General features: G+C 44.2%; 9 protein-coding genes. 8 read left to right on the top strand and 1 reads right to left on the bottom strand.

Features of this window, described 5'->3' with window-relative positions; translation table 11 throughout:
- Nucleotides 1-75 precede the first annotated feature (75 nt).
- Together rpoC and CUR83_RS11980 are read left to right on the top strand one after the other, a co-directional pair.
- The gene (rpoC, locus tag CUR83_RS11985; RefSeq protein WP_071002925.1) at nucleotides 76-4293 is read left to right on the top strand and encodes a DNA-directed RNA polymerase subunit beta'; all 4218 of its coding nucleotides are present in this window, start codon (nucleotides 76-78) and stop codon (nucleotides 4291-4293) included.
- Between the two features lie 165 nt (nucleotides 4294-4458).
- A complete protein-coding gene (locus tag CUR83_RS11980; protein ID WP_093071066.1) occupies nucleotides 4459-4983 on the top strand; it encodes a DUF6586 family protein in 525 nt (174 codons plus the stop codon).
- Nucleotides 4984-5085: 102 nt separating this feature from the next.
- Here CUR83_RS11980 and CUR83_RS11975 read toward each other — a convergent pair whose 3' ends face one another.
- Entirely contained in the window at nucleotides 5086-7734 is a 2649-nt protein-coding gene (locus CUR83_RS11975; RefSeq protein ID WP_093071068.1) for a penicillin-binding protein 1A, read from the bottom strand.
- Between the two features lie 192 nt (nucleotides 7735-7926).
- Between CUR83_RS11975 and pilM the strand changes: the two genes are divergently transcribed.
- The 6 genes from pilM to aroK all read left to right on the top strand — a co-directional run bounded on the left by pilM (nucleotide 7927) and on the right by aroK (nucleotide 14059).
- On the top strand, nucleotides 7927-8982 hold the full coding sequence (pilM, locus tag CUR83_RS11970; protein ID WP_284719728.1) for a type IV pilus assembly protein PilM: 1056 nt from the start codon (nucleotides 7927-7929) through the stop codon (nucleotides 8980-8982).
- Nucleotides 8982-9632 carry a PilN domain-containing protein gene (locus tag CUR83_RS11965; protein ID WP_212564148.1) on the top strand — a complete coding sequence of 217 codons (651 nt, stop codon included), beginning with the start codon at nucleotides 8982-8984 and terminating at the stop codon, nucleotides 9630-9632. The genes pilM and CUR83_RS11965 overlap by 1 nt, the downstream gene beginning before the upstream one ends.
- A complete protein-coding gene (locus CUR83_RS11960) occupies nucleotides 9629-10363 on the top strand; it encodes a type IV pilus inner membrane component PilO (RefSeq protein ID WP_071002930.1) in 735 nt (244 codons plus the stop codon). Before CUR83_RS11965 ends, CUR83_RS11960 begins: the two co-directional genes overlap by 4 nt.
- Nucleotides 10363-10896: a pilus assembly protein PilP gene (locus CUR83_RS11955; protein WP_058025948.1), complete on the top strand. Its 534-nt coding sequence runs from the start codon at nucleotides 10363-10365 to the stop codon at nucleotides 10894-10896. The genes CUR83_RS11960 and CUR83_RS11955 overlap by 1 nt, the downstream gene beginning before the upstream one ends.
- Nucleotides 10897-10923: 27 nt before the next feature.
- A complete protein-coding gene (locus CUR83_RS11950) occupies nucleotides 10924-13293 on the top strand; it encodes a type IV pilus secretin PilQ (RefSeq protein WP_186473575.1) in 2370 nt (789 codons plus the stop codon).
- A gap of 205 nt (nucleotides 13294-13498) precedes the next feature.
- Complete coding sequence (aroK, locus tag CUR83_RS11945) at nucleotides 13499-14059, top strand: shikimate kinase AroK (RefSeq protein WP_093071072.1); 561 nt, start codon at nucleotides 13499-13501, stop codon at nucleotides 14057-14059.
- Nucleotides 14060-14131: the final 72 nt, after the last annotated feature.

The raw sequence follows: 14131 nt of genomic DNA, 5'->3' as shown, positions 1-14131 counted from the left end.
ATTCATTGCCTTCATTCATCTTATCTGCGTCAATGGTACGCTGTCAGATGATTATAAAGATAACGGAGAAGCAACTTGAAAGATTTACTCGATATCATGCAAAGCCCTACCGGCAACGGTAATACAGAGTTTGATAGCATTCAAATTACTCTAGCCTCACCTGACGTCATCAAGTCATGGTCGCATGGCGAAGTAAAAAAACCTGAAACCATCAACTATCGCACGTTCAAACCTGAGCGTGATGGTCTTTTTTGTGCCAAAATATTTGGCCCAGTAAAAGATTTTGAATGTCTATGTGGTAAATATAAGCGCCGTAAGTTCCAAGGCGTTATCTGCGAAAAATGTGGTGTTGAAGTCACCACTGCGAAAGTCCGTCGTGACCGTATGGGTCATATTGACCTAGCCAGTCCTGTGGCACACATTTGGTTCCTAAAATCACTACCAAGCCGCATCGGTCTATTGCTAGACATGACATTGCGCGATATTGAGCGTGTCCTATATTTTGAAAGCTACATCGTGACTGATCCTGGTCTGACTTCTTTAGAGAAGTATCAGTTGCTTGATGATGAAGATTACTACAAAGCACTTGAAGAGTTTGGCGACGAGTTCACTGCCAAGATGGGTGCGGAAGCTGTCCAAGACCTATTGAAAGATATCGATATGGATCTTGAGATTGATGAGCTGCGTGAAGCGATTCCACAAACAGGTTCTGAGACCAAGCTTAAGAAAATGTCTAAGCGTCTTAAATTATTAGAAGCATTCCGTGACTCTAATAACAAGCCTGAGTGGATGGTAATGAATATCTTGCCAGTACTACCACCAGATTTGCGCCCGTTAGTACCGCTAGAAGGTGGTCGTTTTGCGACGTCAGATCTAAACGATCTATATCGCCGTGTCATCAACCGTAACAACCGTCTTAAGCGTCTGCTTGAGCTGAGCGCACCTGATATCATCGTACGTAACGAAAAACGTATGTTGCAAGAGTCAGTGGATGCGTTGCTTGATAACGGTCGTCGCGGTCGTGCCATCACTGGTAGTAACAAGCGTCCATTGAAATCTTTGGCTGATATGATCAAAGGTAAGCAAGGTCGTTTCCGTCAGAACTTACTTGGTAAGCGTGTCGATTACTCTGGTCGTTCGGTTATCGTTGTAGGCCCAACACTACGTTTACATCAGTGTGGTCTACCGAAGAAAATGGCTCTAGAATTATTCAAGCCATTTACTTATAACAAACTATTGTCTCATGGTTTAGCGACTACGATTAAAGCTGCCAAAAAGATGGTAGAGCGTGAAGAGCCACAAGTGTGGGATATGCTGGCCATGGTTATCCGTGAGCATCCAGTGCTTCTGAACCGTGCACCAACCCTTCACCGTTTGGGTTTACAGGCATTTGAGCCAGTATTGATCGAAGGTAAAGCAATCCAGTTGCATCCGCTTGTTTGTACTGCATTCAACGCCGATTTCGATGGTGACCAAATGGCCGTTCACGTGCCATTGACCCTAGAAGCACAGCTTGAATCGCGTGCCTTGATGATGTCTACTAACAACATCTTATCACCTGCGAACGGTGATCCGATCATCGTACCATCACAGGATGTTGTACTAGGTCTATATTACATCAGTCGCTCGTCTATCAATGCCAAAGGCGAAGGCATGATATTTTCGACCGTCAACGAAGCTTTGCGTGCAATTGGTTCAAATGATTTGCATGTAAACGCGAAGATCAAAGTGCGTGTCACTGAAACGCAAATTGACGAAGACGGTAACGAGACCAAAGAAACCAGTATCAAAGATACGGTTGCTGGTCGTCTACTTATCTGGAACATCATGCCTAAAGGTATGACGTTTGATGAGTGTAACCAAGAGATGACGAAGAAAAATATCTCTCGTTTGATCAACTCTTGCTACCGTAAAGTGGGCGTCAAAGAAAGCGTTATGTTTGCTGACCAATTGATGTATCTTGGTTTTGCTCAAGCAACGCTATCTGGTGTGTCTATCGGTATCGATGATATGGTCATTCCACCACTGAAAAAACAAATCATCGAAGTGGCAGAAGGCGAAGTTCGCGAAATCGAAGATCAATTTGAGCAAGGCTTTGTGACCGCTGGTGAGCGCTATAATAAAGTCGTTGATATCTGGTCACGTACCAATGACAAAGTCGCTAAGGCGATGATGGATAATTTGGCAACAGATAAAGTTATCAACGCGCAAGGCGAAGAAGACGAGCAGAAGTCATTCAACTCGATCTTTATCATGTCGGATTCTGGCGCTCGTGGTAGTGCGGCACAGATTCGTCAGTTGGCCGGTATGCGTGGTTTGATGGCGAAACCAGATGGCTCAATCATTGAGACACCAATTAAAGCGAACTTCCGTGAAGGTTTGACTGTACTACAGTACTTCATCTCAACGCATGGTGCACGTAAAGGTCTAGCGGATACAGCACTGAAAACGGCTAACTCGGGTTACCTAACTCGTCGCCTAGTTGATGTGGCGCAAGATTTGGTGATCACCAGTGATGACTGTGGTACTGAAGAAGGCCTACTCATGAAGCCACATATCCAAGGTGGTGAAATCATTGAGAAGCTAGGTGATCTCGTACTTGGTCGTGTGACTGCCCGTGACGTTACTTACAATGATGACAGTGAAAAAGTATTGATTCCAGCGGGTACCTTGATTGATGAGTATTGGGTTAATGTCCTTGATAACAACGCAATCGATGATATCTGGGTACGTTCGGTGATTACTTGTGATATCGAACATGGTGTGTGTTCACAATGCTATGGTCGTGACCTTGCACGTGGTCATAAAGTGAACATCGGCGAATCAGTTGGTGTTATGGCCGCTCAGTCCATCGGTGAGCCAGGTACTCAGTTGACCATGCGTACGTTCCACGTGGGCGGGGCCGCGAGTTCAGCATCTGTGGACAACAGCATCTCTGTACGTAATGCTGGTCAAGCGCACTTTGAAAACATGAAAACGGTACAGCATACTGATGGTCACTTAGTCATCGTATCGCGTTCAGCTGAAATCGCGTTGACTGATGAGCTTGGCCGTGAGCGTGAGCGCTATAAAGTACCGTACGGTTCAAGCGTTCTTGTGAAAGACGAAGAGCAGGTTGAAAGCGGTCAAACCATCGCTAAATGGGATCCGCATACCCATCCAATTATCACAGAATTTGCTGGTACAGCACGTTTCAGTGATATCGTTGATGGTTCAACGGCGACCGTTAAGGTTGATGATGCCACTGGTATGAGCTCGTTTGAGATTCTAGCGACTCGTGACCGTTCAAGTTCAGCAAAAGACTTACGTCCTGCCATTATCTTGAACACTGACGAAGGCAAAGAAGTGGTTTACTTCTTACCAGCTGAAACGATCATTCGCGTGAGCGATGGTGAAAAAGTAGCAGCAGGTTCGATTCTAGGCCGTGTCCCACAAGCCTCTTCTGGTACAAAAGATATTACCGGTGGTCTACCACGTGTTGCTGATCTATTTGAAGCACGTCGTCCAAAAGATCACGCCATCATGGCAGAAATGACAGGTGTCGTAAGCTTTGGTAAAGAGACCAAAGGTAAGAACCGCTTCATTATTACCAATGAAGATGGCGAAGTACATGAAGAGCTGATTCCAAAATGGCGTCAAATCAACGTCTTTGAAAACGAGACGGTAGCACGTGGTGAGATTATTGCAGATGGTCCACAAAACCCGCATGATATCTTGCGTTTGAAAGGCCAGACGGCACTTGCTGATTATATCGTCAACGAAGTACAGGACGTCTATCGCTTGCAGGGTGTAAAAATCAACGATAAGCACATCGAAGTTATTATTCGTCAGATGCTGCGTAAAGTTGAAGTCACTGACGGCGGCGATTCAAGCCACTTCAAAGGTGATCAGGTCGAGTATGCAGATATCAAAGCGTTGAATGCGAAACTAGAAGCGGAAGACAAATTCCCAGTACAGTTTGAACGTCAATTATTAGGTATCACTAAGGCAAGTCTTGCAACGGAAAGCTTTATCTCAGCGGCGTCTTTCCAAGAAACAACCCGTGTACTAACGGCGGCGGCTGTGACTGGTAAAGTGGATGAGCTACGTGGTCTGAAAGAAAACGTGGTGGTTGGTCGCTTGATTCCTGCAGGTACGGGTCTTGCTTATCACAAGGCACGCAAAGAGACAGCGGATCAGAAGCTACAAGACAGTGATCTAAATGCAGCGTTTGATATGACTGCAAGCACTGACAGCAAAGACTTTGCAAGCTTTGATGAGGCCTTTGCTCAAGAGCTAAATCAAAATAATTAATCGTATTAAGTATTTTGTTTCATTCCCAATTTAAGAAAAAGCCAGCCTAAGTCGCTGGCTTTTTTGTGTGTATAAAAACTGAGAAAGGCATGGTGCTATTATCTAAAAAAATAGTACACTGGAAAATAAGCCTCAATTTACTATCTATAGAAGGATAAGTCGCACATGGCAGGTAAAACTCGCGTTGCCAAATATCAAGCAGATCGTACCAATCAAAAACTGTATTTCTGCCGTCTCTCTTGTCAAGCAGCAGGCAGCACCAATGATAAGCAGCTATATCAAGCTCATTGTGAAACGGCTATTTTTCATTTGTATGGTGCGCTGCTGGCATTCACTCAAGAACTGGGTCATTTTTATAGCTTAAATATGACCGCACCAACTTTGTCAGATATTGAGCAAGCACTAAGCGAGCGCACGCAGGTATCTCCTGAGATTCAGCGTTTGCAGCAATTGCAGCAGCAAGGCTTTATTGCAAATATAGAGCGCGCTTATGAGCGTTGTCTCTATGCGGTACCACCAGATACGGTTGTGGATGAAAAACCAAGTAGCGATTTATCTGCGCCCGACCTTATTGTGAATGTCGTTACTTTGTCAAATCAATGGTTACCTGATGAGGCAACGATAAGAGAATGGCGTAATCAGCTTTTAGAACTGATCGAGCAACTACGTGCAGGGATGGTTGAGTTTTAGCAGGATGAGTCTATTCGAAATATAATATCTACAAAAAAAGGCTTATTCAGTGATGACTGAATAAGCCTTTTTTTTATATCGGTAGCTAGAGATACCAGTAGATTACTCTGGCATCGGGGGCATACGCTGGACCGGCGTGACCGATAAAGGGTTTTGCGGCACGCTATCGTTACTACGGCTATTGTTTGCTTGAGCTACTGCTGAGTTGTTAGTATCTGCAGTGGGCTCGGCGACTGTCGGTTTGCGCTGCTGAATTTGAGTCTTGACCGGTTTTGCTGGTGCGCTATTATCAGAGATGTCGTCATCATCAGTTATAATACCATCATCGGTCATTTCTATAATTTGCTGTTGCTGCTTTTTAGATTTTGAGCGGTTATTGATAGACACCCATTGGTTTGGCGTGTCTTTGAGCTGAGTTTTCATAAAGTCCATCCAGATGGGCAGGGCAGCCACACCACCATACTCTCGGCGACCCATAGATGTTGGCTGATCAAACCCCATCCATACAACCGTTGCATTGGTAGGATGAAACCCTGCAAACCAAGCGTCTTTGGCTTCGTTGGTTGTACCGGTTTTGCCGCCAATATCATCACGGCCTAAGGCTTTTGCTCGTACTGCAGTACCACGTTGCACCACATCACGTAAAATATCTGCCATTTCAAATGCTACTCTAGGCTTTAATATTCTTGGTGCTTGTTTGGCTGCTATGTATTGTACGACAGGTGCTTTTAGGCGATCTGATTGTGGACCAGCGTCGTAGACGGTAAGGTCGATTGCTTCATCCGTTACTTCTACATTTTCACTATTTTCTAGCTCTGTGCTCTCGGTAGCCAATTCTTCAGTAGTACTGTTTTTATCTTCTAATGACTTGTTATATTCTTCTATCAGGTTTTTATTAACCGCTTCAAGTTGCTCATTAAAGCATAAGGCGCAAGCCTGAAGTGGATTGGCCTGAAATAATAACTCATTTTTATAGTTATAAATTTGCTCAATAAAGTAAGGTTGTACGCGGTGACCACCATTTGCAAAGGTTGAATACGCCGTTACCATTTGCAATGGGGTTGCTTGTCCTGCCCCTAGAGCCAACGATAAAGTTGTTGGTAGTTTTTCTTTGTCTAGGCCGAACTCATCTAAGAGGTTGCGCGCATCAGAGATACCAATGGCTTGTAGGAGACGGATAGAAACCAAGTTGCGAGATAAATACAAACCACGACGTAGCGTGATATCCCCTAAGAAGCGTTCATCAGAGTTTTTAGGTTTCCAGTCGCCTACTTGAATAGGGCGATCTGAAACAATACTGTCTGGGCGGTAGCCTTTTTCCAAAGCGGCGGTATAGACTAATGGTTTGATGGTTGAGCCAGGTTGGCGCCATCCTTGTAAGGCTCGGTTGAACTTACTGTGTTTGAAATCAAAACCGCCTACTAATGCATTAACCGCGCCGGTTTCTGGATTTAATGAAACCAGACTACCTTGTATTTTGGGTATCTGCCCTAGTTGCCAATTACCATTTGCGGTAGGTATCACGCGGACAATATCGTTTTTGCTCACTATTTGGCTAGCATTATTAGGGTAGTAACCGATACGATTGGCAGAGATGTATTTGCGTGCCCAGCTCATGCCAGACCAATTGACCGTTACACTTTCACCAGACTGTAATATCGCTTCAAAACTACGAGAGTTGACTTTGGTAACTTTGGCAGGAGACATATTGCTATAGCGCTGAAAGTTTTCGAGAGGCTCGTCATTTGCCTCTGCGCCGCGCCAACCATGACGATGCTCGTAAGCAATCAACCCAGTTAATATGGCAGCCTCTGCCGCCGTTTGTGCCTTACTATCGACCGTGAGACGAACGCGCCAACCACTGTGCATGACTTGCTCACCATAGCGTTCAACTAAGGTCGCACGTGTCATTTCTGCCAAATAGGGCATATTAACGTCGAGTTTTTCTTGATATAGCTTAATGCCAACGGGGGAGTTAACGGCCTCATCATGCTGAGCTTTGGTGATATAACCCAACTCATACATACGGCCAATAATCCAGTTACGCCGAGTCAACGCGCGGCTAGGATTGGCAACAGGATTATATTTAGAAGGGGCTTTTGGTAAACCGGCAAGCATTGCCATTTCAGCAATAGTAAGATTATCTAGTGATTTACTATAGTATTTTTTGGCAGCGGCGCGGATACCATAAGCACCTTCGCCCAAATAAATCTTATTGACATATAAAGTCAAAATATCATTTTTACTCAGCTCGTCTTCGATTTTACGTGCTAAAAATAATTCCGTCAGTTTGCGGTTTAGAGTACGCTCAGGACTTAAAAAATAATTTTTGGCGACCTGCATCGTAATAGTTGAGCCACCAGTCTGACTGTCATCATCAGTCACCACTTCAGTGACCGCGCGCCCAAGACCTTTGATACTGATGCCACTATGCTGAAAGAAAGAAGCATCTTCTGCCGCTAAAAAAGCGTGAGTCAAATCTTCAGGAATTTCATCAAATGTGACTGGTAACGATAAACGATTGCCGTATTGGCCGATTAATTTGTCATCGCTACTATAAATCTGCAATGGCATTTCTAAATTGGCAGTTTTTATCTCTTGAATACTGGGCAAAGTTGGCGATAAATACATCGCCATCCCATAAAAACCAATAGGTACAGCAAGCGCTAAGATAACTGCCAATGCTAGGCAAGCGACAAAAAGTCCCACCAAGAAATGAATGAGACGAGCGGTAGCATTTTTTTTAGCCATAATAAGACTTATTCATTAGAATTTGTAGCGGATAAGGTATTATACCTTGAACAAAATCAACAGGTCATAATAAATGTGTAAGTAGGCCTTAATATATTTTTAAACGCTTGAATCTACCAATTAAGTAAAGTATTGTATTCAATTATTACAAATAACTATCAGATTGTACACTTAATATAAGGTATAGAGTTTGTGAGGCTATTTACTTCAAAAAGTCGACATTTGATTGGTGTGGATATTTGTGCCACTTCAGTAAAAATAGTGGACATACAGCGTCAACAAGGCATGTTCCACCTAAAATCTTACGGTATTGAGAGACTACCAGAAGGTGTAGTCGTCGACAAACTCCTAGTTGATACAGAGGCGGTTGGCAACATTATAGCGAGTCTAGCAAGACGTTGCCAAGTTGCGGGCAGCAATGCTGCAACGGCCGTATCAGGATCTGCCGTCATCACCAAAATTATTGATATGGATATGATGCTAAGCGATGTTGAGCGTGAAGCACAGATACGTCTCGATGCTGATCAATACATACCTTATCCTTTAGAGGATGTGAATTTAGATTTTGAAGTATTAGGCCCCTCTTTGGTTAGCGAAGATATGGTTCAAGTCCTGCTGGCAGCATCTCGCTCAGAAAACGTAGATCAACGTGTGGATGCATTGACTTTTGGCGGGATGCAAACAAAAGTCATGGATATCGAATCACATGCGATAGAGCGTGCTTTTGGACTGATGGCGGATAATCTACCCAATATGCCAGAACTGGTCGCTTTGGTTGATATCGGCCATAATCAAACCACTTTATATATCGCAAAAAATGGTGAGTTTATTTATAGTCGAGAGCAATTGTTTGGTGGTGTTCAGTTAACAGAAGCGATTCAAAACCGGTATGGACTGTCAGCTGAAGAGGCAACGCTGAGCAAACGTGAGCGCACATTGCCTGATGACTACTATCCTGAAGTTTTGACCCCGTTTATAGAAAATACCATTCAGCAAATCACTCGTTCCTTACAATTTTACTTCTCCTCAAGTCAGTATAGCAGTATTGACCACGTGGTACTTGCGGGTGGTAGTAGCTCCATTGCAGGTCTTGCTGGGATGGCACAACAAAAACTCGGTGTGAGAGTTAGTGTTGCCAATCCGTTTACCAATATGACCATTGCGCCTAATATTGATAATGAGCAATTGACCATTGACGCGCCAGGATTAATGGCTGCATGCGGTCTTGCGTTAAGGAGCTTTGACTAATGGCTCGTATTAACCTTTTACCTTGGCGACAAGAAGAGCGCGAGCGTCGTAACAAAGAGTTTATGACTCTGATCGTTGCGGTGACTTTGCTCACTTTATTGGCGGCCTTTGCTTCATGGAGCTATTTTAACAATGAGCTTGATGAACAGCTTGATGCTAATGCTTTGATTGAACAAGAAAATGCACGCTTAGACACCGCATTGACTGAGATTGACAGTTTAGAGCAGCGCCGTGAAGATATTATCTCACGTATGCAGGTCATTCAAGACTTGCAAGGTCGGCGTCCTGTACCAGTACGTTTGTGGGATGATCTGGCAAGAGCGATTCCACCAGCGCTTTATCTAACCAATCTCAAACGCGAAGGCGATGTATTAACATTGACTGGTCTGGCTGATAACCCAAACATTGTATCTAGCTTAATTCGTAATATTGATAGTAGCAAGTGGATGGGTAACTCAGCAGTTAGCAATATTCAACAGAACATTAGCGCTTATGAAGCGGCCCCTGTACTAAATAATACCGTCACTACGGCTGGTGAGACACCGCGTCCAGTCTATCCTGAAGACAGTTATGTACAGTTCGTAGTGACGACTAAAGTACAATCAGAAACGCCTGTCCCTGCGGAAGATGGTGTGGGAGGGGAGTTATGAAACTTGTCCGTAAAAAAAGCCTGATTAAGACCAAAAAAATTGCTTCAAAACCAAAGAAGCAGTTTGATCTTAATGAATTTCGTCGCAGTTTTGAGTCACTAGACTCTGAAAATTATGGCAGCTGGCCGCTACCAGTGAAGGTGACGGTGATCGGTCTTATTATTACCTTTATAGCGGCCCTATCATGGGCGCTACCAATTAGTAGCAAAATCGATGAGATCAATGCTGCTGAAAGTCAGCAACAGACCTTGCTTGAAAGCTATCGTGAAAAAGAATCGCGCGCGCGTCACCTACAAGCCTATCAAGCACAGGTCGTTCAGATGGAGACGGAGTTTAATACCTTATTAGACCAGTTGCCAAAAGACACGCGTGTGTCAGAGCTGGTAGAAGGTATCAATATGACAGGTGTCGGTAGTAATATTCGTTTTCAAGACATCTCTGTCGAACCTGAGATTGAAAATGAATTTTTCATTGAGCAACCGATTCGCATTGCTGCTTTAGGTGAATATCATCAGTTTGGTAGTTTTATTAGTGGCCTTGCAGCACTGCCTCGTATCATCACCATGCACGATTTTGAGGTGAGTAACCCACAACCGAGCTTAGATGTTTTACCTGAGCTTAATCTAGTCTTGCAAACCAAAACCTATCGTTCAAAAGAAGCGACTCCTGAAGATGAAACGGCTCCTGCAGGTGATGCCGCCGCTACTGATGCAAATGCAGGAGGTAACTAATGAGTATGCAAAAACTACCCATGCTGTTGACTTTAAGTATCTCAGTGCTAGCGATGACTGGCTGTACGGATCGTATCGGTATGGCAGAGCAAGCGATGACTGACATCCGTAACCAGCCAGCGCAGCCTATCGAACCACCACCCAAAGCTGAACTAGTAGAAGACTTCGTCTATAGTGCAAGCTCACAGCGCAGCCCGTTTTTACCACCGAGCTTGGTGAATGTAGAGGGTCCTACCACTTCTATTGATGGCGTGCGCCCAGATATTACACGTGTAAAAGAACCACTTGAACAATACGAGTTATCGCAACTGGTTTTTCGAGGCGTAGTAGTGTCGCCTGAAGGTCAGCGATACGCATTGGTACAACGTCCTGATGGTTCAGTTGCTAGTGTGAAGGTAGGTGATTATCTTGGATTGAATGACGGCCGTATTGTTGAAATCACGCCGACCCAGATCAATTTGATTGAAATTGTGCCAGACAGCCGCGCTGGGTTTATTGAAAAACCCCAGTCGCTGGTATCCCCTATAAGCTAAGTCGGCAGATTTTTTGAGGAATAAATAATGACAGTACGCAATAACAAGGTAATGATGATGAGCAACCGCGTTTCTTCTGCTTTTGCCATTTCAGCACTGGCAGTCAGCATGGTGGCAGTAAGTAGTAGCGCCCACGCTGCACAGCGCATCAATAATGTGTCTGTAGTGCAAACTGCACCAGCAGTGACACAAATGCGTTTGGGGTTCACAGGTTTACCAGTATTGCCTGCAGCCTACGAGCTTGATGATCCTAGCCGCTTGGTATTAGACTTTGAACAAGTACAAAACGGTCTTGCCAGTCGTTTCAACGAATACAATATCGGTATGGTCAATGATGTCACCACGTTGAGTAGCGACAGTACGACGCGTCTTATCGTTGGCCTCAAGCAATCAGGCAATTATACAACAGCGATTGAGGGTAACGAGCTACTACTGACCATTACAGATCCTGATCGTCCAGTGATTACTAGTGACCCTGTACAAGATGTCCTTAATAACTCTAGCGGCATCACCACCACTGCAGTCGTCACGCCAATCGTTGAGACCAGCACGGTTCCCGTTGCAGCTGTCAGTACAAATAATACCGTCGTGGTAGAAAACGAAGTACCAGCCGATACGATGGTAGTCAGAGTTAATCCACTGTTGAACCCGCAACTTGCTTCGGCACAAGTGAGTAAGCAATACAGCTATGATGGTCTCAGCGCGGTCAATTTTTCGGCAGGTAATGATGGTGGCGGTAACGTCAGCATGGTACTTGCCAACGAAGCCATTCCGGTAGATGTACAACGCCAAGGTAATAAGCTTGTCGTACGTTTAACAGGCAGTACGGTCCCAAGAAACTTGCTACGTCGATTAAATATTAATAGTGGTCTGGTGAGTAGCATCGATACTAAAAACCAAGGACAAAATGGTGTCATCACTATTAATATGTTTGATGATTACGAGTATCAAGCTTATCAGTCAGGCAATCAGTTAAATATTAGTATTAGCAAGCCTGAGCTGCTACGTGAGCCGACACTTGAGGAGAGAGTATACAGCGGCGAGCCACTGTCCATGGAATTCCAAGACGTTGAAATTCGCAGCGTGTTAGATATTTTAGCGCAGTTTACTGAGATGAATATCGTTGCGAGTGATTCAGTCGCTGGTAACATCACCTTGCGTTTGATCAACGTGCCTTGGGATCAAGCACTCGATATTATTCTAAAAAGTAAAAATCTAGGCAAGCGCGAAAATGGTAATGTGATTTTGGTTGCGCCTTCTACTGAACTCGCTGAACAAGAAGCACGTGAGCTTGAAGCGCAGCAAGCTGTTCAATCTTATGCGCCATTACGTACTGAATATATTCGTTTGAGCTATGCAAAAGCACAAGATGTCCTGACTTTGATTTCTCAAGGAAGTGGCTCATCTGGTAGTAGCGGTATAGGGGGCACGAGCGGACTTACAAATCGTGGAAATGACAATAATACGTTGTTGTCGGATCGTGGTACGGTAACAGTTGATGAGCGTACCAATACCTTGATTGTCAAAGATGTGGCTGACAGTATCGAAAATATTCACAAACTCATTAGTAAGATTGACATCCCTGTGCGTCAGGTTATGATTGAGGCACGTATTGTTAGTGCCACTGACAGCTTTAGTAAAGAGATTGGGGTTCGCTGGGGAATCTTATCAAATGGTGCAGCCAATAATCGTAGCTTGTTGGTTGGTGGTAGTGATCAAACTTTATGGGACTTAAAAGAGTTTGACGTAGAAACCACGACTGTCAATGGACAAACGGTTTCTTATCCTTCATATGACATCAGCCGTCCTGATAACTTAAACGTTGATTTAGGGGTGGATAATCCAGCCGGTAGTATCGCTTTTGGCTTATTAAGTTTATCTGATGTGATGCTTGATCTTGAACTATCAGCATTGCAAGCGGACAATCGCGGTGAAGTCATCTCAACCCCGAAAGTGTTGACGGCCGACAAGCAAACCGCAAAAGTTTCTTCTGGCACCCAGATTCCTTATCAAGAAGCCTCAGCGAGCGGCGCAACTACAACCAGTTTTAGAGAAGCGGCACTGAGTTTAGAGGCGACGCCAAATATTACCCCTGATGGCAAAATTGGTCTGCAGTTACTTATTACTAATGGTACGCCGACTATTATCAACAATCAGGTGGCTATTTCTGAGGATTCTATCTCAACCAATGTGATCGTTGAAGATGGTCAAACGGTGGTATTGGGTGGGGTCTTTAGAAACCGCACTAATAATAACGTGGACAAAGTGCCGTTTTTAGGCGATTTACCATACATTGGCCGTGCATTCCGCAGAGATGTGCGCAATAACAATAAGGAAGAGCTGTTGATATTTGTCACACCAAAATTGATCAATGATGGTACAACTCGCTTAAATTAATCATAAATTTGTTTATTATTCACTAAAAAAGTAAGCCTTAGTGCTTACTTTTTTTTGTGCATAAACTTAGCATCTTTAATATTGCGAGCTATATGCATGGATTAATGGACGTTAAGCGCTAAATATTACTAACAATAATCACAGCGCATTACTAGCCAGAATATCAATGACGTTGTATGATAGCTAATTTAGCTGAGTGAGTATTATGGTGCAGGAATTGCCGTCGGTGTTTTTAGTGGGTCCGATGGGAGCGGGGAAGACGACGATCGGTAAGTTACTGGCCAAGCAGTTAGGTCGCACTTTTGTAGATAGTGATTGGTATATCGAATCGCAAACCGGTGCTGACATTGCTTGGATATTCGCCAAAGAAGGTGAAGCGGGTTTTCGTGAGCGTGAAACACGTGCCATTGATGAGCTGACTCAAGCCCCCCAAATTGTATTGGCAACTGGCGGTGGCGCAGTATTGGCTGCTGAAAACCGAGAGTTCTTAAGACAGCGTGGCATCGTGGTTTATCTCAATGCCCCAGTCGATGTGCAAATGGCCCGCACTTCTAAAGACAAGTCACGGCCTCTTTTACAACAGCCTAATCCTAGAAAAATACTGCAAGATCTATATAGTATTCGCGATCCATTATATCGTCAGGTCGCGCATATTATTATGCCCACTGGTCACACTTATCCGCGTCATATGGTCAGCCAATTAATGCAGCAGCTGAACGCATTTTTTGATTGTACTGACACAACACCAAAAGACAATAAAGAGTAGACCGATATTAGCTATTGATATGATAGGTAGGTATACTCAGCTACTTTTACCCAATTATAAATGCTTAAGGAG

The organism is Psychrobacter pocilloporae (assembly GCF_029872915.1).
Taxonomy (GTDB): Bacteria; Pseudomonadota; Gammaproteobacteria; order Pseudomonadales; family Moraxellaceae; genus Psychrobacter; species Psychrobacter pacificensis.
This window is presented reverse-complemented; position numbering and strand designations above follow the sequence as displayed.

Coding starts and splice junctions, on each gene's coding strand:
- CUR83_RS11980 (WP_093071066.1), top strand. CDS start 4,459: ATGGCAGGTAAAACTCGCGTTGCCAAATATCAAGCAGATCGTACCAAT.
- CUR83_RS11975 (WP_093071068.1), bottom strand. CDS start 7,734: ATGGCTAAAAAAAATGCTACCGCTCGTCTCATTCATTTCTTGGTGGGA.
- CUR83_RS11965 (WP_212564148.1), top strand. CDS start 8,982: ATGGCTCGTATTAACCTTTTACCTTGGCGACAAGAAGAGCGCGAGCGT.
- CUR83_RS11960 (WP_071002930.1), top strand. CDS start 9,629: ATGAAACTTGTCCGTAAAAAAAGCCTGATTAAGACCAAAAAAATTGCT.
- CUR83_RS11955 (WP_058025948.1), top strand. CDS start 10,363: ATGAGTATGCAAAAACTACCCATGCTGTTGACTTTAAGTATCTCAGTG.
- CUR83_RS11950 (WP_186473575.1), top strand. CDS start 10,924: ATGACAGTACGCAATAACAAGGTAATGATGATGAGCAACCGCGTTTCT.
- aroK (WP_093071072.1), top strand. CDS start 13,499: ATGGTGCAGGAATTGCCGTCGGTGTTTTTAGTGGGTCCGATGGGAGCG.